This is a genomic window from Klebsiella sp. GG_Kp146, assembly GCF_040061975.1.
In the GTDB taxonomy this organism is placed as follows: Bacteria; Pseudomonadota; Gammaproteobacteria; order Enterobacterales; family Enterobacteriaceae; genus Klebsiella; species Klebsiella quasipneumoniae.
This window is the reverse complement of record NZ_JBEAHA010000009.1, coordinates 23948-43689: the sequence shown is the minus strand read 5'-3', so window position 1 is coordinate 43689 and position 19742 is coordinate 23948. Positions and strand designations below refer to the sequence as shown.

The 19742-nt window shown below is 43.9% G+C and carries 22 protein-coding genes; 10 read left to right on the top strand and 12 right to left on the bottom strand.

Going from position 1 to position 19742, the window contains the following annotated elements; all coding sequences use genetic code 11:
• The first annotated feature begins 693 nt into the window (after positions 1–693).
• Positions 694–1689 carry a hypothetical protein gene (locus tag ABLU95_RS10715; RefSeq protein WP_348879448.1) on the top strand — a complete coding sequence of 332 codons (996 nt, stop codon included), beginning with the start codon at positions 694–696 and terminating at the stop codon, positions 1687–1689.
• Positions 1690–1803: 114 nt separating this feature from the next.
• Positions 1804–2823, top strand: a complete 1020-nt coding sequence (locus tag ABLU95_RS10710) for a hypothetical protein (protein ID WP_348879447.1) — start codon at positions 1804–1806, stop codon at positions 2821–2823.
• On the opposite strand, the gene ABLU95_RS10705 is transcribed toward ABLU95_RS10710, so the two are convergent.
• The 8 genes from ABLU95_RS10705 to ABLU95_RS10670 all read right to left on the bottom strand — a co-directional run bounded on the left by ABLU95_RS10705 (position 2818) and on the right by ABLU95_RS10670 (position 8145).
• Positions 2818–3492: a hypothetical protein gene (locus ABLU95_RS10705; protein WP_042927826.1), complete on the bottom strand. Its 675-nt coding sequence runs from the start codon at positions 3490–3492 to the stop codon at positions 2818–2820. The genes ABLU95_RS10710 and ABLU95_RS10705 overlap by 6 nt on opposite strands.
• 5 nt (positions 3493–3497) lie before the next feature.
• Positions 3498–3974, bottom strand: coding sequence for a hypothetical protein (locus tag ABLU95_RS10700; protein WP_348879445.1), 477 nt, complete (start codon positions 3972–3974; stop codon positions 3498–3500).
• Positions 3975–3982: 8 nt separating this feature from the next.
• The gene (locus tag ABLU95_RS10695; protein ID WP_044347926.1) at positions 3983–4297 is read right to left on the bottom strand and encodes a hypothetical protein; all 315 of its coding nucleotides are present in this window, start codon (positions 4295–4297) and stop codon (positions 3983–3985) included.
• Positions 4298–4486: 189 nt separating this feature from the next.
• Positions 4487–4762, bottom strand: coding sequence for a hypothetical protein (locus ABLU95_RS10690; RefSeq protein ID WP_009655011.1), 276 nt, complete (start codon positions 4760–4762; stop codon positions 4487–4489).
• A gap of 199 nt (positions 4763–4961) precedes the next feature.
• Positions 4962–5360, bottom strand: a complete 399-nt coding sequence (locus ABLU95_RS10685; RefSeq protein ID WP_348879442.1) for an H-NS family nucleoid-associated regulatory protein — start codon at positions 5358–5360, stop codon at positions 4962–4964.
• A 371-nt stretch (positions 5361–5731) separates the two neighbouring features.
• Entirely contained in the window at positions 5732–6088 is a 357-nt protein-coding gene (locus ABLU95_RS10680) for a hypothetical protein (RefSeq protein WP_348879440.1), read from the bottom strand.
• A 312-nt stretch (positions 6089–6400) separates the two neighbouring features.
• Positions 6401–7195: a DUF4942 domain-containing protein gene (locus ABLU95_RS10675; protein WP_348879438.1), complete on the bottom strand. Its 795-nt coding sequence runs from the start codon at positions 7193–7195 to the stop codon at positions 6401–6403.
• A 455-nt stretch (positions 7196–7650) separates the two neighbouring features.
• Entirely contained in the window at positions 7651–8145 is a 495-nt protein-coding gene (locus ABLU95_RS10670) for a thermonuclease family protein (RefSeq protein WP_348879588.1), read from the bottom strand.
• 180 nt (positions 8146–8325) lie between these two features.
• Here ABLU95_RS10670 and ABLU95_RS10665 point away from each other — a divergent pair, with 180 nt between their 5' ends.
• Positions 8326–9597, top strand: a complete 1272-nt coding sequence (locus tag ABLU95_RS10665; RefSeq protein ID WP_348879436.1) for a DUF1173 family protein — start codon at positions 8326–8328, stop codon at positions 9595–9597.
• 398 nt (positions 9598–9995) lie between these two features.
• Positions 9996–10481: a hypothetical protein gene (locus ABLU95_RS10660; RefSeq protein WP_348879434.1), complete on the top strand. Its 486-nt coding sequence runs from the start codon at positions 9996–9998 to the stop codon at positions 10479–10481.
• Between the two features lie 10 nt (positions 10482–10491).
• Here ABLU95_RS10660 and ABLU95_RS10655 read toward each other — a convergent pair whose 3' ends face one another.
• A complete protein-coding gene (locus ABLU95_RS10655) occupies positions 10492–10824 on the bottom strand; it encodes a hypothetical protein (protein WP_348879432.1) in 333 nt (110 codons plus the stop codon).
• Positions 10825–11927: 1103 nt separating this feature from the next.
• On the opposite strand from ABLU95_RS10655, the gene ABLU95_RS10650 reads away from it, so the two are divergent.
• The 6 genes from ABLU95_RS10650 to ABLU95_RS10625 all read left to right on the top strand — a co-directional run bounded on the left by ABLU95_RS10650 (position 11928) and on the right by ABLU95_RS10625 (position 17118).
• Complete coding sequence (locus tag ABLU95_RS10650; protein ID WP_348879430.1) at positions 11928–12797, top strand: hypothetical protein; 870 nt, start codon at positions 11928–11930, stop codon at positions 12795–12797.
• Positions 12798–13366: 569 nt separating this feature from the next.
• The gene (locus ABLU95_RS10645) at positions 13367–14095 is read left to right on the top strand and encodes a plasmid SOS inhibition protein A (RefSeq protein WP_348879429.1); all 729 of its coding nucleotides are present in this window, start codon (positions 13367–13369) and stop codon (positions 14093–14095) included.
• A 243-nt stretch (positions 14096–14338) separates the two neighbouring features.
• On the top strand, positions 14339–15097 hold the full coding sequence (locus tag ABLU95_RS10640) for a hypothetical protein (protein WP_348879428.1): 759 nt from the start codon (positions 14339–14341) through the stop codon (positions 15095–15097).
• Between the two features lie 65 nt (positions 15098–15162).
• On the top strand, positions 15163–15354 hold the full coding sequence (locus tag ABLU95_RS10635; RefSeq protein WP_348879426.1) for a hypothetical protein: 192 nt from the start codon (positions 15163–15165) through the stop codon (positions 15352–15354).
• A 91-nt stretch (positions 15355–15445) separates the two neighbouring features.
• Positions 15446–15883, top strand: coding sequence for a hypothetical protein (locus ABLU95_RS10630; RefSeq protein WP_348879425.1), 438 nt, complete (start codon positions 15446–15448; stop codon positions 15881–15883).
• 584 nt (positions 15884–16467) lie between these two features.
• Positions 16468–17118, top strand: a complete 651-nt coding sequence (locus ABLU95_RS10625) for an HAD family hydrolase (RefSeq protein ID WP_044348228.1) — start codon at positions 16468–16470, stop codon at positions 17116–17118.
• A 27-nt stretch (positions 17119–17145) separates the two neighbouring features.
• On the opposite strand, the gene ABLU95_RS10620 is transcribed toward ABLU95_RS10625, so the two are convergent.
• The 3 genes from ABLU95_RS10620 to terD all read right to left on the bottom strand — a co-directional run bounded on the left by ABLU95_RS10620 (position 17146) and on the right by terD (position 19708).
• Positions 17146–18387: a VWA domain-containing protein gene (locus ABLU95_RS10620; RefSeq protein WP_348879423.1), complete on the bottom strand. Its 1242-nt coding sequence runs from the start codon at positions 18385–18387 to the stop codon at positions 17146–17148.
• A gap of 87 nt (positions 18388–18474) precedes the next feature.
• Positions 18475–19050: a TerD family protein gene (locus ABLU95_RS10615; protein ID WP_044348232.1), complete on the bottom strand. Its 576-nt coding sequence runs from the start codon at positions 19048–19050 to the stop codon at positions 18475–18477.
• 79 nt (positions 19051–19129) lie between these two features.
• Positions 19130–19708 carry a tellurium resistance membrane protein TerD gene (gene terD, locus ABLU95_RS10610; RefSeq protein ID WP_044348234.1) on the bottom strand — a complete coding sequence of 193 codons (579 nt, stop codon included), beginning with the start codon at positions 19706–19708 and terminating at the stop codon, positions 19130–19132.
• Between the last annotated feature and the right edge of the window lie 34 nt (positions 19709–19742).

Sequence of the window (19742 nt, the reverse complement as noted above, 5' to 3'; positions counted from 1 at the left end):
GTTAGTCACTCGAATGCCCCGTAAGATAAAAATTTTAAAGCGAGTGAAGCAGGAGAATGTTTTATCCCGGGGCTGAGACAGTTTGTTAGCCCGCCTTGCTGATAAGTACAAATATTTAATTTTACAGAAGAGTTTTCCTGATACGAACTTCCTGGATGAAAAGGGTAATAGAAGCCACAATGATAATGGAAAAAAATACGATTTTAGGAATATCGTAATTGAACACGGTGGTGAACTTATCATTGTTATATAGATGGTTGTTCCTGTAAGAGAACGTTTCGTAGATATTCCCCCAAATTTCGAGGGCAGATCCGACAGATAAAACAATAAATAAAAATGAGCAGTTAACTCTTATGCTTTTTCGTTTCCTTCTTCTGTTGAAAAATAAGGCAGTAATAATTACCGGTACAGCAAAGGCGATTAAGTCCTTGAAGCTGAAAGTTGATAAAATTTCCATATCTGAAATCCTTTAATGTACTCCTGGAAAAGTAGGGCGGTTTTCGATCGTCACATCACAAAAACAGACCACGAAACCGCAAAGGTCAAAGTTCTCGCTAGGAGTACTACTGCTACCCATATACCGTTATACCTCTTTACGGCATATCGTCAACCCGCGTACTGTAGACTTATTGAGAATTTGCAGACCACCACGGCGAAGGTCGTCGGTGCCAGCTACGGGGAAAGGGGATCATCTTGTTCGTAAATATTGACTTCGACAATAAATCGGCAGTTGCCAGTATTTCGTTAGAAGGTTGGGCTCAGCCGCTTGTCGAATTCCTCGCACGGTATTTTACCATCCATAAAGACATGCTTCATCTGGACTACTCCCACCTATCAACTGAGAACTCTGGTGTTAGGGTTACGCATTGGCTATATGGTTCGCAAACTGAGCGTGAGCACTTTATTTACGAATTCGAGAACGCGGCACAGCACGGGCAGATAGCGCTGACCTTAAAAATTCTCGGACACGGACCCACGGGGATCGAGAAGTCGCGCTCTATCTTGGACCAAACTTCTTACCGGTGCGCCCAGGAGACCTTCAGTGATTGCATACTAAATGGCGATCCCTCGGCGTTACGCGAAACCATTGTAGCGAAAATCGAGCCGCGTGCTATTTGGGTTGAATGGTTGCTCGAAAACCGTTCATGTTCTCGGAATAAATATTTGGCCGATCATCAGATCATGAAGGCGTTGGTGGTCAATACTTCCGAGGAAGATTGCATCTATGTTCTTCAACTTGTCGCCCCTACTAACGGAGGGAATAATTGGGCTTTCGATCAACTGATCCTGCAGCATTGGCAGTGTGTATGTGACTACCTGGAAAAAAATATTGACAGGTCGTCGGACTATTCAAGCAACAGAAGGCCTGAGTTCGTCTTAACTCTATTTGAGAATTCGTCGAAGGTGCAGACGTCCCGGTGGGTCTGTGAACAGGTTTTTGAACGAGCCGCTCCGGCAGTCTTTCCTGAGCTAATCGAACATTGCTGTGCGATCTTGCCGGAGGATGTACGTAATTTGTTCCTGCGCTGGAACATCCATTCGAAGAAAGAGAAGTATGACTATATCAAGGGGTGCGTTGCCAAAGCCTTCTCGAGGCTTGCTACATTGTACGTGGACACCATACCCTCGGACCTCGCGCTTGCTGCGGCCTGGCACAAGTTTGGAGACCCAGCGCGATCTAGCCAGTAAAGCGTCGCTGCCAGCCTCAAAGAATTGCCATCTCGGTCGTGGGACCGAGAATCGCTGTGGACACAACTAGGCCCGGCCGCCCGCGAGGCCTGGCGACAGGATCTGTTCGAACAGGTGAATGAGGATCCAGAATTAGCCCAGGGGCTCCTCAATTTTGCTTGCCTTTGGCTCGAGCAGACGGCATTCGCCGAAGTTGAGCCAGTGCTTTTGCGATTGATGGATGACGAGGAACATCTGGCGTTTGCGAATCGGCTTGTCAGCACTGATGTAAGGCAACTGCAACTGAGGTGCAAGGGACTACTGCGGTCCAAGCAGGGTGCACTGGACCTAGAGGGGCCGGTAGGACGAGGCGAGGGAGCCACAGAGTTGCCTAGCGTAGGAGCCCAAACTTGGCTGAGCGATCCTTCTGTGGAGCAAGTCATCTATAGGGCGCTTAGCCAGATTGAGGAAGAATTTTGTCGCGAATATTCGGAGACCTGGGGAGAGGACGAGGAGGCCCATACGGCGCGCCTCCTGACTCTGACGATGGAGGCGATCGGCAATGTGAGCAACCAGTTGCGCCAACTCTCAATTACGACGCGGGGGAGGTATCCGAGCTTAACAGTGAAGGTGCGTCAACCCAGCAAGCGGGAGGAAGGGGCGAATACACCAGCCGGTGCTCCGCTGGGGGCAGACGTGCTGTTCCTGAGCCGTATCGTGGAAAAGGGGGAAACAGTTATTCAGCGTGCGACCCTTATGCAGGTAAAAAAGCGCAGAGGCACTGATTCGGGACGGGGGTTCAGTTCGAGGGTAGGCATCAACCTGAAGCAGTGCGAGGACATACTCAAGCAGTCAGAACACGCCTACTATCTGTTCGCGACTCCGGCCTCGCCTCGCCCGGTTCTCTGGGTTGCCCCAGCGCGGCTCGTTAGGAATTTGACTCAGTTGCACACGAGCAAAACCTCGGTTTCGGCGTTGCAGGTGCGGGACGCCAGCTGCTCCTACGCGGATTTTTTTCTGCACGAGCTTATTGGCCTGTGGGCTGGCGACGAGCATGAGGACATCATCGCCGTCGCCAATGGCGATCCTCGGCTTGGGCGAACACCTCGCCACATTGTTGATATCGAGGTTCGCCGCCAATCTGATCAATCATAGTGTGTCTGGCATGATCCCCATATCATGGATCAGCATGCCAGCATGCTTTATGTTCAGAGTCGTCATGTTCGAATTAAGGTCTTTCATCATCAGGATTCCACCGTATCGCACATACTCCCTTAATCTGCCGTTGTAGGAAGCGCTGGAAGCGATTTTAAGCTGTTCTCTTGGACAGGTGAGATAAGCCATTCCTTTAAGAAGATCGTCCTCTACAGCGTTCAGATAGACGGGAGAGGCGGCGATGACAAAGCTATCATGCCGGTACAAACTTAACAGCTCCGCAAGAGAAGTTACTTTTCCCGGCAGAACAGGGTCGGAGGTCAGCATTCCCCAGATGCTGGCGCTCTTTTTTCCAGGCTGAGAAAACGTCGCTTCATAAGGGATTGCGGGGTCAGAACTGTGCCGCAGGCCCAGACCTGCAGAAATAACCCAGAGGCAGATACGAGAATGTGAGGCTGCAATAGACTTAGCCGTATTCCAGTGAGCGCCACGGTATATATTTTGGGTTTCAGTAATTTCATCTTTACCCGAAGTGTATCTGGACTGCACAAGACATTTCCATTGCTGGTACGCATTCCATATATCCGGAATATTGTAGGGAAATACAGTATCCAGAACCGGGCCGTTTTTACTTTTCGCACATGTAGTAATGAGATGTATTTTCGACATATTTATCAAGGATTTTTTACACAGGTTAAGTCACTTAAATTTACTGAATGTGCAAGAGCGGTAAGTTCAGTATGGTTAATTTTTCCGTAAAAATCATCACTCATAAAGTTCAATAAATTAAAGTCAAGCTCTGCTGGTGGGCAAAGGGTACCAGAAGCGTATTGATACTCAAGCCCTCGAACATGGAATATCCCGTGAGGGGCATCCTCTGCTAGTTTTTCACCGGAATAATACCCAACCCACATCCTGAGTCGGTAATCCAGAGTAAATTCGCCTATCTGAATCCAGAAGTGTGGATATAACTCAAAGTTTGTTTTTAGGTTTTTAACTACCCCGCACATTCGTTGATGAGAAATGCCTGCATGATTTAGAGCACTGCTTATCATTAATGTATGACCATCGCACTCAACGGGTGCATTCTCAATAGCCTGTAAGAGATTATTTAACATTACAAGGCAATCGGGCATAAGGATATTGGTCATATAAATACCTATTCCGAAATTTCTAAAAGGAATTCATTAAAGAGATTATCATCGTACAGTGGGTATAATTGCTTCATCATACCAAAACCGGAGATAGCTGCACTTCGCAAGCCGGGATAAAAAGTAGGCTTAGTGATAAGATCGCTTTCATTCTTCAGCACACCTTCGAAGCAGCCATAATCTTCCCCAAACTCCTGAACTATCATCCACCGGCCATCCTTGCATTCAACTACCATAATAGCAGATTTGGGGTAGTCGCCAGCAGGGGTCAACCAATCAAAATGGTAGTGGGTGATAGTTTGATAACTCTTATGGACATTCATAGCATTAACCCTGAAGCAAGACTTACAAAGTGAGAGGGTAGCGTCTGAAATAGTACCTGTATATATATACAGTTCGCATTTAACATAACAATGATTATGCGCACTAAGTTATTGATTATTAAGGGGATTATTTTTGTGGGTGTTCAAGTTCCACGAACTGACAATCTGCCTTTGGTGCTTCACTGAACGTCATTCGTCTTTATCAGGAATTTGGGCATCTTCTAAAAACATGTTTGTACGATAATCGTCTTTCCAGCCTAACCAAACAGAAACTTCACCACCAGAAGGAACAACTTTACGATTTCCTGTCAGATTATCAGCCTTGTCTAAGCATATAGACTGCATTTCAACGAGAACATCTGCTTCTGCGACTTCCGTGCCTCCTATTGTTTCATAGCCGGAAATCAGAACTATTGCCTCAGGGTCTCTTTCATTCAGCATGGCGATTAACTCTTTCACTTTCATTTTAAGACTCCACTAGCTTATTGATGTGTCGAGATCTAGGTTAGTTTCTACTTTAGCATTTATGTGCTCGATGAAATCCCTTCCAAAGCTACTTTCCTGACAAACATCCTTATTGATGTACTTTGATGTTAAATTTCAGCATCTAATGCATAAAAAACCACCTTAAAAAGGTGGTTTAGAATAGCGTCAGAATTTTAGTTTAGATCAGGAAGTCTTCGAGAGTTTTTCCGGCATCCAGTTGAGCTTTAATGGGTGCCGGGGTACGACCCTGACCTGTCCACGTTTTACGCTCACCAGCATCGTCGGTATATGCATATTTTGCCGGACGAGGTTCACGTTGTTTGCGTGCTTTAACGTTAACGACTGCTTGCATCAACTCACTCGGATCAATACCGTCAGCGATCATCATTTCCCGATATTGAGTGAGTTTTTCTAAACGCTCACGATTAGTTTCTTCTAGAGCCTTTAGTTCTTCACTGCGTTCAGAAACAACAGTAGTGAACTTTTCCAGTAGTTCTTCGAGAACTTCTAATGGCAGCTCTCGTGCCTGGGCGCGAAGTGTACGGATGTTATTCAGGACTTGTAATGTCTCGCTCATAGTTACCTCTTCTTGAACATCGTTATGCTGCTACACAACAACATTAAATTAACAGTAAAATTTCAGCAAGAGGCTTTGTAAGTTAAATTATTTTCATCGTAATTTAAAAAGTCTCAGCTCTCATGCTGCCTGTATGTTCTTTAGACCCGATACGTTCTGGTGTTGATAAGTTCACTATCTTGAAAGAACAGCTTACAAAAGAAAAACGGAAATTCTGCCACTCCGCTTATGACTCTAATCGTTGAGCTCATTGAACAGGTGATTTTCAAATTGTAAAGTCCATAAAAAAAATAATCAATGTTCTTTGATTTGTTTTTTACCAGAATGATATCCGACTCACCGGGATTAACCATTTCAGACAGCGGTAAGGGCTAATCAACCTGTATGAATGGTATAGATTGTTCAATATCTGCTGTATCACACAAACCCATGCTTAAACCGAGCCGCATAGGGACATTAACCCTTTGTTTTGCGTACAAGAATGCCATAGAACCCATGCAATATGATTCATGCCCTGACGTCTGATATCTGCCTGTTTCTTCTTCGATAGAAGCGCCGGTACTGTAAGTTGTTTTATGACAAAAGAACGGAATATTGTCATTTTCAATAAGCGTTGATTTGATGCCATCTAGTCGCCCCTCGCCTAAGTGTATCGGGTTATTTTTCAGAAAAGGACAATTTTTGCAGGGCCGTTTCATAGCAAAGAGTTTTTTCACATTAAGGCTCATCTCTCTCTCCCTCCGAATGATATTTCTGTACAGATTGTAAATTTAGATGACATGCTTAAGAAGCATACAATATCACGCATAACATACAGTAGTTGAAAAAGATACGGTATAAGGTCCGGTATATTAACAGTAACATAAAAATCGGACAACTCCTTATAGCGTATTACAAACTAATAATTTCATGATGAACTTGCATTAAAACCAATAAATTTCAATGCAGTGTATGAATTCAAGATAAAATAGCTTAATAATTGGTTAATTAACGGAGTGAATTTATTCATTACAATACTCCGGCATCATATGTCGGGGTATTCATTTCACATCAGGAAGGTTATTTTTCTGGTAAAAAGCCAGTACCTCATTAAGACCATCCAGTACCCTCTTATCCATAAACTTCATATGTATATTCCCGTTACCGTAAACAATAAATTTTATTTTTAAATCAGGATCGATGTAGTCAATCCTTTGATAATCATTGCATTCTCTAAGTTTGAACAGCTTTGGTGCAATCAAATCCTGCTGGCTATATGATAAACCTTCTATGTATCTGGAAATCCTGTAAAGGTCGTTGAGACTGTTCAAATCCTCATCTGTCTGGTCAAGGTAATGAGTCCCTTTTTTAAACCCATTTTTGATAACCATATTCTCATTGATAACAAAGTCACGGGCGTTCTTTTTAAAATCATGACTCAGGTTGCCAAGACAGCATACGAGACCCTCACAGAGTATTTCAGCACGATTGGTGACTGTAAGAGAGACTTTTTCTCTCGCCGCCTGGACCGTCATAATAGGTGGATTTGTGATTAATTCATCCATGAAAGATTTTAGTTGTGGGGCATTCCAGTAGATATTCAATGATGTTCTTTCAATCAGCCTTTTCCAAGACTGTTTATCAATCTGAACCCTCGCCTTCTCTATCTGCGAATCTAAGTGAAAAGGATTAAAGCGAATATATCCGATTTTAAGCTGGTCAATAAGACTGATACCCATCAATTTCTCAGCTTCGGCAATTGCAGTTAAACCGTTTATAAAAAGGTTCATTGCCATATCGCGCTCTGAAACAACGGTTTCTACAATATTCGTTTCTTTAAGTTCATGTGAGTTCATAATGTCTCCTTTTTATAAATGATGACATATCAGAACGCTTCGTCAACCCCGTGTTTTCGAAGACACACACTCATAAAGGAGTTACGATAAATTCCTGACTATTAAATATCGTGGGATAAGTAGAAAGTAACTTTCAGGAGGACAGAAACATCGTATAACGGATTCTGTCGGACGGCGATACAGAGTCAAAAATTATTCAATCAAGGGTGGCGTTATCAACGAAACCACCCTGCTGTTTCAGCGCTAGGGCAGATTAAATTGAAATGTCAGAGGCCCACAGGAAAAAACTCACCTTCTTGTAACGATTGGTTTTCATTCAGCCCTAATCGAAATCCCTAATGGTGTTATTTCATCCTTCGCGTCATTATCTTCGAGGTGGTTCGAACTCATCAGCTTCGTATGCATTTCTGACAATCCCCTTTAGATACCATGAAATTCGATATGTCATTCAGTGCTTAATTATTCGCTTTACGCCATTGACGTGGCTCAACAGCGTGTGGGTCCGACCACAGCCCTTTGCTTGCATTGCGAGCTTTCTGCTCAAGAGAGCCATATTGAGGTACAGTTAACCGGCCCTTATAGCGATATGCCCAGGCCATGCCTTCTGCGACCATGACGGCATTAAGATCCTGGTTGTTCAGATAGATGGTACCAAGAATACGTCCATATACGTCCTGCCCGTGGTCCTGAATATCAACAACCTGGTTTGCGGCAAGCTGGATCATGGTTTGCTTTGCCTTTTGGCCGAAGGCTTGCTTACTCTCCGGGGCATCAATCCCATAGAGCCGTATTCTGGTGTTTGTTGCACCATCATAAACCTGGACAGTATCACCATCAATAACTCGCACCACTTTCGCCGAGAAGGTTTCGGCAAAGGAAGTCAGTGGAACAGATAAAATAAAAATAGCCAAAGGGAAAATGGAAAATTTGGTCATCCGGATATTAATCATTGGTTGTCTCTGTGTCATAATCATTCATTGTGATTTGAACGGAAAATTCAAAATGAATTTCAAAAGTTACTTTCGAAGTATAGGTTACTTTATTAATTACATGCTATTGTGTCAATCTGTATGAAATTTATTGCCAAAAGCGAATAAAAAAGCATGTCAGCTCAGGAAAAGGGAGGGGTTATGTCTACTGTAAATGATGTTGTTGTATCTTATGGAGTGGACAGTAAAAGGTATTCAAGTGACTTCCAGACCAAAGATGAATTTAAAAAGAGCTGGTATGCCGTTTTATCTCGGGCGCACGCTTCTGTAGAAGCTAAGATCAGCTGTTCCTGTAAGGGGAAAGGACCGAAATTACTTGCCGTAAAATATCATACAGGTGGTGATACTTATTTCCTGGCACGGTACCCGAATACGGGTTGTCAGCATTCTCCTGATTGTGTTTTTTTCACGCTGGATAAAGATAATTCCGGTTTAAAATGCTATACACATGGTGTGGTCAAAGACCTTAAAGATGGTGGCTTCGGTATAAGACTCGATGTTGCATTAGCCTCATCTGACTCGGAACCTACCTCGATCGTTCCGGTAGATAACAGGAACACACCTGGTGGAGTTTCTCAAAATAGCATGTCACTGCTAGGTTTGCTCCAGTTCCTTTGGGATGACAGCGGTCTGAATCGATGGTATCCGAAAATGACCGGGAAACGTAATCCAGGAAAGGTATTCAACCTTATTACCAGCTCATCGGAAAAAATTAAAATCGCATCACATCCACTGTCCACGCATTTACTGGTTGGTGCATACCCTTCGACTCCTCAGGAAACCAAAAACATAAAAATGTCAGATGCGGTTATGTATAGCAAGGAACGTCTAATTTGCCTCAACGCACTGTCTAAGTATAACTCTGAAAAACATTCGAATGTATCAAAGCGACTCCCGTTAAGGTATTTTTCGGGTGTGCCGGTAGTGCTGATGAATACAGATAACTGGACGTTACTGGAGAAGAGATTCCCCTCTGAAATAGCAAACTGGAGAGCAGGAGGCAATGTAATCTGTATTGCTATAGGCGAACCAGGTAAATTTAAGGTTAAAGATACGTCCTATCTTAAGCCCCTCCAGATAGCACTGATGAGCGTTGATGATAACTGGATCCCAGCAGATTCGAGCTATGAACTGACTATGCTTAATTATCTTCATAATCAGGGGAGAGCGTTCATCAAGCCACTAAGATATGACGCCTCAAACAATGATGTCTTTCCAGATTTCTGCCTTACGGATACAGGTGGTCATGAACTGTTCCCTATTGAGGTATTTGGCATGGATACAGCTTCATATCTGGCGCGAAAGGCTATTAAAGAAAGTTACTATAATGAACGATATGGAAAGAACGGTTGGGCATCATGGGTTGCACCGGCTGGCCCCCTCCCGCAGCTGCCAGCTAAAGCCAGAAGTTAACGGCTACATGTTATAAGGGCTTCGGCCCTTTCCTTTTTCCCCGCTTTCACTTCTCAACTGCTTTTATTGATTTATAACCGAGAAAAACCTAATACCTCACCCTCTCATTAGTTTGTCAGTATCAGTTACACCGAATTTCAATCCTATCAATTATACTTTTACTTATAATAATAAGGTATGATTACAAGAGCTTTTTGCATGAGATCAGAAAAGTTACTTTTTGCTGACTGTACAGTTTGCTAAAAAACACTTAAGCCTTTTCTGGCTATATCGCCCTTCCCTTTTTCACATTGAATGATGATTCTTATTTAAGCCCCCCTATTTCGAACCTTAACAAATTAATCATGGTATTCTGAAGCTGAGATTATTACCTGTTTAACATCGTTAAGGAGAGCATCATGCCAACAGTAAAAACAGTAGTGACAAAACTTTTCTTTTTAAGTATCTGGGTGACGATATTACTTTACATCACCTATTTATCAATAACTAATGTCATGTTGAGAAGCATCGATCATGAAGTGGCTACAACTTACAATGATGGTGAAGGGTTTGTTTCAAGTAAACCCATATCGGTAAAGAAAGTTGATCTTTCCGAAGTCAGGAAAACAATGACTCTGGAGAGACTTACTGGCGTTAAGTGGAATTATTATAATATCGGTGAAAACGATACAATCGGGATTTTTAGTTACCATCAAGTAAAAGATGGTGACATTTTAACGATTACCTCACCCACTGAAAAGGTACAAGAAGAATTCAGAAGCGGACGTTTTAAAAAGTTCGAAGAGTTTTATTTCATCGAAAGCTTAGTTAAGAATAGTAAAAATGCGCCTTTTGCTAAAGTCTGCGTTACCAATGGAAGTTGTTTTTCAGCCATACGGTTGTAGTAAAAAGGGCCTATTGGCCCTTTTTGTTTTTTAATGATTTCAAGCCCTTATGTATTTTTTTTAAAAAATTATGGAAATCACGTTCTACAGTCAGTGCCCCCCAGAAAAACATCCATGTTACCAGGTAATGAAATAAGACCCCATATTTAAGTTCAATTCCTGCTGATAAAATAGCATTTATCGTGGCTTCAGCAAGATACGGTGAGAAGTAATAGAGAATAATCACAGGGATGATTGAGTAAGTCACAAATAACAGAGTTCTCCTGAGTGTGAGGTCGTCACTCATTTTTGATTCATAATTAAATTCATTGTCATGAGATATGGATATTTCTTTCACGTTCATGGTCGTTCCTTTATTAATGTAGAAAGTTACTTTTCTAAAGCTTAACATGCTTACTATCATTAAGCTTTTTTGAAGTAGATTAGTTGTATGCTTTTCGCTGCTGACGGTGTTTAAATAGCATCAGGGTCTTCCTGTATCGCTCCACGTTATTCCCTCGGTATATTTTAAGGTGAACCTTACAGTTGAGTTTCCTGAGAGTTTTTTGTCGATGCCACTATTATTCAAAGCAAGATTCACTTCTTTAATTATATATCACATTAAAACTACATGGCATGGTTTCAACGTGTTTGTTTTTGAAAATTATTTAATAAACCATATCAATATTGATTATTTTGAGGAGATTTTATTTTAAACATGCCTATTTTATTCCTTTATGGATAGGCCTGCATATCTTGCCCGCAAGACTATCAAACAAAAGGACCATGATGCGCACCATGGTAAACAAGGCCTGACATCATGGACGACTCCGATCCCCTTCCCGTTCCTCACACCCGCAAAGTGTAAAAGTAACTTTTGCGGTGTAAAAGGATTCAGCCCTGTTATCCTTAATCCTGCGATTTCAACATTGATCCTTAACCGGCCAGAAATCATCCAAAAATTGTATTTTACATCGCCGTGGGCTACGTGAAATCTGACGTACTCACCCCTCCGATTTTTGCCAGATTTCACGTAGCGCAACCTGTGTGAAAACCACTCCAAAAGTAACTTTTTTCTCTGATTTAAAAGACGGTTACCCACACCCCTTCAAAGTTACATAAATTTAACACATGGAATAATTGTTATTATTCGAAGTGTTAAAAAATGGGCGAATTTTAGTCAAACCGATATCCGATCTCCAAAATCCTTCAAATGTGAATTTATGTTTCCGATCTAAGCTCGATGATATTAATGAAACGCCTTTTCATTAATACACAAGCAAAGCATAAAAATAATGTTAGCAAACTAGCTGTTTCACCTGTAACCATCACGGCATGATTCTAATCAAATAGAATCTATTAAGTGACACTGTCACGTAATAATCATGGGATTGAACAAAAATCCGGCAACTCTGTCGTGTTTAAGGAAATGGTCAGGACTTAATAAGAAAGCCTGCAGATTCAGAGGTGTCGGCTTCAGGCAGGAAGAGTCAAACCGGCAAAGGGGCGAATGCTCCACATTCAACAAACCACCCCTGGTTAGTTGAATCCTTTGCCGGTTTTCAAGAAGAATACCATTTAGCTATCAAGTTGTGTTCAGTTAGGCTCGCCATTTTTATGTTCAGTTTTCAGGCCCATAGAAAATTTTTGGTTAAATGCACTTTTCCGCTCTGTGTAGAAAAACACCGGGTACTGCTGTTGCTAAGATGGTTGTCACCTGAACAAACGGATGATTTTATGAAAATTATTGAGGTCAGCTACGGCCCCACTGAGGGAGTATCCATTAGTGGTTTATATCTGCGAGAGACAACAACTACACAAAAATCCGGCACACTCTTAGGCGGTGGACTATCTCAGTCCGGCGTAGTTCTGGGTGGTGGCGGTTACTCTGGTAGCGAAACAAATCAGACGGGGCGATCGGCTATTTTTGCGCCTCCTCAGGGCAAAACAGCTGAACCGGATATATCGAGAATGCATGAGCTGTTAATGTACCTGGTTGTGGGATTCATCGCATTGAACATTCTCACTTATGGTACATATGGCATTTTCATGCTCACTGGATTTGAGTTGTCAAAGACAGCTGTGGATTTATTTGAAAGTTCGTTTTACTTTTATATGACAATAGGTATTGTCGCTGCATTATGTATAATGCTAATGGCTCCAAGGGATTATTCTCCGGTCCTGATGGAAAACAGGAAGAATGAATTGCGAAAGGAAGTTTACCTACGTCTCCGTTATGTTGATTCAGACAATATCGTTTTCGATCCTGTAACACTAACGGGTTGCCATGCTGACAGAGACTATATTTCTTCTTTAATTGAAAACCTTATCAGGTAATTCGGCAGGGGAAGCCTTAACATCTTGCAGGGCTTCCATTGTCTATTTTTGGTTTTTATTTGAACGTGATGAAATTGCCGGGGTTGATTTTAAGGTAACGTTATTGTATCGCTTTTGTAATCTATCCATGTTTTATATGCCACATATAAACATGCTTCTGGTAGATTTAAAATCAGACACATCACCACTCCATCTTTCATATTTTCCATCAGACTGGATAACCCGGCATCACTAAAGTAAATGATATAAATTAAATACCAAGAAATTATAAAGGGCATCATCAGTATGTAGTGAAATAAAACGTCGAATATGTAAAATATGCCAGATGCTAAAATGTTCAAAATACGTGAAAAGGTGGTTATCTCATAGTAATCCACGAAATCATCTTAACACTGAAATTTTCAAATGGATAGTTTTTAATTCCCTGTACCATTTCATAGACATTCAGTGTTTATCCAGGTTTTTTTCTTCCTGTGATTTCACTATTCAAAACACCCCTTACGGAACAAATAAAACCTGGTAGGATAATCATGTCAACTAAACCAGCTTTTAAATGAGGGTTAAATTTCATGGCAGGTACAGAACTTGTTCCTCTTGGCTTATATCAACACTGTGCAATGGCTTCTGTTGCTTACGTAGAGCGCCGTCGATCCATGGGCAGGAATCTGGGGGAGCTGGCCTATGCAAAAGCTTTTTTCAGAGCATTAACGGGTAAGGCTCAAATTACATCAAGTGATGTCCGTCAGGTCGATGCTTCTTATGATCCGTCAGTTCGTGGTGAGGCTACAAAAATGGATTACATCCGTGCTATCGATCTCCTGATTGATACCCGTGGAGAAGCCTTTACCCTGCCGCTCTCATGGTCTGTTGCCGTAGCGATGTATCCAGGCTTACAGAACCGGGTAACACAGCGCCGCGATCACCGTGAAAGGATTATGGAACTGCGGGACCAGCGCAAGACCACCAGCCATTCGCAATCAAAAGAAATCTCGTTTCATACCGCTAAGGCCATTTCAAGCCAGCGCCTCAATTTCTGCCGTCCTGGGGAGCACAAACAATGGCTCAGGGACTGGCACGATGAGATCCATGGTCAGTGTCTAGGTGATAGTGATATTTTCATGATGCTCAGAACATGGTGGTCAAGATTCTGGATTACTAAATATCGAAGTGACTATATCTGGTGCAACTCGTTACATGAGTTGCTTGATGAAATCGATTATGTTCTTAGCTCAATTACTTTATGGGAATACAATTTGTGTGTTTCAGCATTGCCATTGAGTATTACATTTTCAATGTGATTGCTAATTTCATCCAGCAATCAGGGCGGATAAACTCATTTTATCTTACTTTTAATTGGCTCTCATCTAAAGTTTGGTGGTGTTTTTAGTGGCGACAACCTATAAACATTCAGATAAATTGTTCCTGAATTATGAGTTTAATGCTTTTAAAAATACCCTCTTGATGAGCTAATTCTATTTGTTATGATGAGCGTATTAAAACTTCCTTGCCTCTTTATACTTAAATATTACATGGAGATTAAAATGGCTGACTATTATTCGCTTTCTGCATTTGTTATTAATACTACCCCCGTTCAGAGCGAAGTTCTACTGGAAGCAATGAATGAGTTATTTGAGCCTGACGACAATTTCATTGCTAAGCTCATCTCCTGTCCGAGCACTGAAAACCTGTCTGAAATGGAACGTGTTGTGCGTCACTGTGTGCTGAATCATCCGGACAGAACTGTTGATGAAGTTATTGATGACTGCGACTGGTCATTTGATGGTGAAATATGTTCTGAGGGTTTCCTTGTTCACAGTGATTGCGGTAATTTCAATTCAGAGCATGCAGCGCTTTTTGCTCAGGCATCACTCATTGCCTTTGAAAGAAATGAACTCATCGAGTTTCAGATATCACACACCTCCAATAACTTCAGACGCACCGATGGCTATGGCGGTGCTGCTTGTGTCGTTTCCCGTGACTTTATTCGCTGGACTGGTAACCACGAGTTCCTTGAAGCTGAGCGAACCGCATTTACAGAAAGTATGCACTATTACTTCTGTTCTTTTACCGAGATCCACGGTGAACTGGAATTTCCAGAGAAATTTATTCTTCGCTGCCCGGCTAACGTAAACGCAGAGCATCGCTTCGATGACATACTGCTTAACTATCGCACTGGCGGTGAAAAAGATACCGATGGAGTCATCAATTTTGTTTCTGGCTCCTCTATAAAAAAAACCGACCTGAAAACGCTCACTCCTGATGAATATCGGGTGTTGAAGCAGTTCCTGACGGTTATCTGACTTCCGATAGCAATATACTTTCCTGTTTCGTTAACCGCACCTGATTAAGTTACACCGGAGACAACATGACAAAACAAATTTTACCTGCAGAACTGGCCGAAATTGTAACGGCTCTTCTGGTTAAACCTGAACTGCTTGGCGAACTGGACACACGTGTAGCTCACCAGGAGTTCATGAAGGCCATCGGATGTGTTGTTGCCGATTTCTGTGGTGGTGTCGTTAACGGGGTTACTGACGGAGATATATCGAGACCCTAATCTGCATATTGAAGCAGATGATCGTCTTCCGTCACCGGATCACAATGTCTGGGCTAACTATCACATAGAGGGCTGGCAAGAAGGTGATGATATGGAGGCAGTATCTGTTCCTGTATCTGTGAAATCACAGCGAGCGGGTATTCAGGGGATTTTAAGTAATGCCGGTCTGACACAGGGTATCGAACAACAGTTACAGCTCAAAATGGTAGACTGGCGCATTGCGGAAGACAGTGAGATGCTCCCCGATGAAGACGGGCGCCCTTACACCGCTACCCTCCATGTAGCGAACCAGACATCACTGGAGCTGGTGGGCGAGACTGGAGAGCCATGCTTTGGGGTGTTGATCGAAATCAATCACGGTGTCCCTGCGCTACACCTAAACGTGGCCGGAGGTGATAACCTTCTGCATATACATGTTGCACAAGGTGGGCTGATTCTGACTCCGGACCATTCCGGGGTGCAGATTGGTTGTGCTGTACCCGATCGTTATGCCTATCACGATAATGCATCTCTGCTTGTCCGGTCATAATCTCAATACTATCCCGTTGAGCCTGGCAGATAGTTCGGCGGGATATTTTATCCAGCAACCTCGAAGAAAGAGTGCCTCACATTCAGTAAATGTAACTTTCCCGAATAGCCACCACCAGGGAAATGCCCGAATATGGACAGAAGTCCGTTAGCGTCGGTTTTTTTACAACAGTTAATTATGTAGACTCTGCTGTTCCACTTTTTCTCGTAATGATCGGATCTTGTCCGGGACAGTGTCCGCCGGTAATGCTCCAGAAAAAATGTATCCCTGTATAACCGGGCAGCCCAGCGGTAGGTCACGTCGGGATATATCTGTTATCTATTATCGCTGGAACCGTCGCCACCGGCGCGATGTATTCGGTATTAAGACTGTCTAGTGCTGCGAAGAATGAGCCGGTGACAGCCGAGCAAGAAATCGAGAAAACTGGAGGGTAAGTGACTAACTTTTGCTTTGATGAGGGAATCGAACATCATAAAAAGTAACTTTCTTAACCTTCTGGTGGACCAATACCGATATTATTGCCTGAATGGTATAGTGTTACCTGTTGGAAGCAGTTCCCCTATTTTTCCAGGAAGAACATTACGATGAATGTCATTCAGCCCCGCATGCTCTCTGTATTTGATTTTGACGGTACGTTAACGCGGCATGACAGCTTTATCCCTTTTCTGCGGTTTGCCTTTGGCAATCGAGCTTTTTCCCGTCGTATCGTCACCATGGCTCTTCCCACGTTACGCTGTATGGGGAAGAAGATGACACGTGATGAACTGAAAGAAATTCTCATCACAACCTTCCTTACTGGGGTTGACGAGAAATGGCTATCCAAAAATGCTGAGAAATTTTGCCAGGTCTACTGGAGTCGGCTTATGCGTCCTGCAGGCCTGATGGCCGTGGCGAATGAAGTGACTTCCGGCGCGGAAGTGACATTATGTTCTGCTTCACCAGAAATGGTACTCAGGCCATTTGCCGACAGGCTGGGCATCAAAGTGATAGGCACGCAGCTTGAGGTCAAAGAAGGGATACTTACCGGGCGTATCAGTGGGCATAACTGCCGGTGTAGCCAGAAAATTATCCGGCTGGAAAAAGAGTATGGTCCTCTGAAAGATTATCATCTGCGGGCATGGGGAGACACACGAGGGGATTACGAACTCCTGTCAGCTGCAACTGATCCACACTGGCGGCACTTCCATTCAACCTGGCGTCGGGGAAAAGTACCTTTCGAACTGACTATCCGGTAAATTATCGCCCCTTTCCGGGGCGAAGGCTTACAGAATACCCGCTATTTTTGCCTGCTCCAGCCAGTCTTTAAACTCTTCCAGCAGTTGCTCGTACAGTACCTCATCCTTCACCGTTGCGAAGTTATCGATGGCAAAGAAGTTGCTGTTATCGATTCGCCGATCGCTGAAGGTATCCAGTTTTTCGAGAATACCGTAATTCGAGCCGCCGAGGCCCACAAATTTCCAGAAAATGGGGTAGTTGGCCGAGCGGCGTATGGCTTCTTTGATTTCACGGGTTTTACTAATCCCACCATCCGTAATGCAGACAACATAGACCGGCAGTGTGCTGTCCTTGAAGAAGTCGATCACCTCATTCATAACCGGCGGCTCGTTGTTCGTCCCGCCCAGGCCCGGAAGAATTTCCCAGGTTGACCGGTTTCCAGTACTCTGGATCCCGGCGATATAACCATCAAGATTGTCCAGGGTGACGTCAGGGTATTTCTTGTGACGCTCAGCAAAGCCCCATACATCCATCGTGCCGTCATCGTCGAACTGGACTGACAGGACAGCTATACGGTCGAGAACGGACTGCACATGTCCCTTTTTAAACTGGCCGGTCATAGAGCCTGAGGCATCGAGAACAAAAGCCACTCGGGCTTCAACGGTATCCAGCTTATGCTTGGCAAGAGAAACACTGGCTTTTTTTGCCAGGCTGATAAGCGCGGGGGCTTTCCCTTCCAGCTTCTTCTCCAGACTGATACGGGAAGCCTCTGGCGGGGTATCAGCTGGCTGTGCAACATCAACACCATAGCTGACAGCGAGCGGCTCCAGTCCGCCGTTAAACCCCTGCCCCTGTGCTCGGAGTTTCCAGCTGTCCTTGTGTCGATAAATCTCGCCCATAATCACCGCTTTCTCACTGCGGCCATTAAGATCGACATTAAATTCAGCTGTTCCGGTTGCCGTTAGCCTGAGTTGTGACAGTGCGCTGATCGTGTCCTTTCCGTCAATCACAAGGGTTATCGCGATTTTCTGTATGGTGACAGGAATACGGTCAAGTTCAATATGAACGTTCGCATGCTGGTGGCCGGGAGATAGTCTTACACCACCACCAGCTGCACTCAGATTGTTATAGAAGATAAAGTCAGCATCGCCGGTAACCTTACCCTCTGCATTCAGCATAAATATGCATATTTCAGGTTCACTACGAAAACCGGATGATGCCGGATAGTCAAGCCTGAGGTCCAGAGTCGATGTATGAAGCGGGATATTCTGTCCTGATTGTAATTGCATCTTTTCTCTCTGTGATGATGAGCAATACCAGTGTGTCAGCAGATACAAAAAACCCCGGGCAGGCCGGGGTTTCATATGCGCTATTTGTCAGATGTTGATGCCGTGCTGTTTAGCCAGCGCACCCAGACCGCCAGCAAACCCCTGACCAACGGCTTTGAATTTCCATTCAGTACCGTGGCGATAGAGTTCGCCGAAGATCATCGCGGTCTCTGTTGAGGCGTCTTCAGACAGGTCAAAACGTGCAATCTCAGCGCCGTTATCGTTGTTCACAACACGCATGTAGCTGTTGCTGACCATACCGAAGTTCTGTTTACGGGCTTCAGCTTCATGAATAGTGACAGCAAACACCAGTTTTTTGACTTCAGCACCGACTTTAGCCAGCTCGATTTTGACCTGTTCATCATCGCCGTCGCCTTCGCCGGTACGGTTGTCACCCTGATGCTGGACCGCGCCGTCCGGGCTGGTGGTGTTGTTATAGAAAACGAAATGAGAGTCAGACAATACTTTACCATCGTCACCGACCAGAAAAACGGAGGCGTCAAGGTCAAACGCCTGACCATCGGTGACTCGTGCATCCCAGCCAAGGCCTACAAGCGCCACATTCATGGAAGGGGCTTCTTTGGTCAGGGAAACATTACCGCCTTTTACGAGAGAAACTGCCATTTTATTGCTCCTGCTAATCATTGTCGTCCGGGGTGGTTAATCACCCCGGAGTGAAAAAGAGTGTGAAAAGTTACTTTTATCAGGACGCGTTAATGCCGTACTGCGCACAAACGGAAGCCAGACCACCGGCATAACCCTGTCCAACCGCGCGGAATTTCCATTCCGCGTTGTGGCGATACAGTTCGCCAAACAGCATGGCGGTTTCGGTAGAGGCATCTTCAGTCAGGTCATAGCGGGCGACTTCTGTCTGATTGTCATCATTCACCAGGCGGATGAATGCACCGGATACCTGACCGAAGCTTTGACGACGAGCCTGAGCATCGTGAATGGTCACGACGAAAATGATTTTGTCCACATCAGCCGGGACTGCATCCAGTTTGATTTTCAGGGACTCATCATCGCCATCGCCTTCACCGGTACGGTTGTCACCGGTGTGAGTGACTGAACCGTCGACAGATTTCAGGTTGTTATAGAAAATAAAATCGGCATCCCCACGAACCTTACCATTTGCGGCCAGCAGGAAGGCGGAAGCGTCGAGGTCAAAGTCCTGACCATCGGTAGAACGGGCATCCCAGCCAAGACCGATCAGAACGTTTTTCATCGTCGGGGCTGCTTTGCTCAGAGAGACGTTGCCGCCTTTGGATAGTGAAACACTCATCAATTTATCCTCTTTCGTTAATCATTAATCAGCT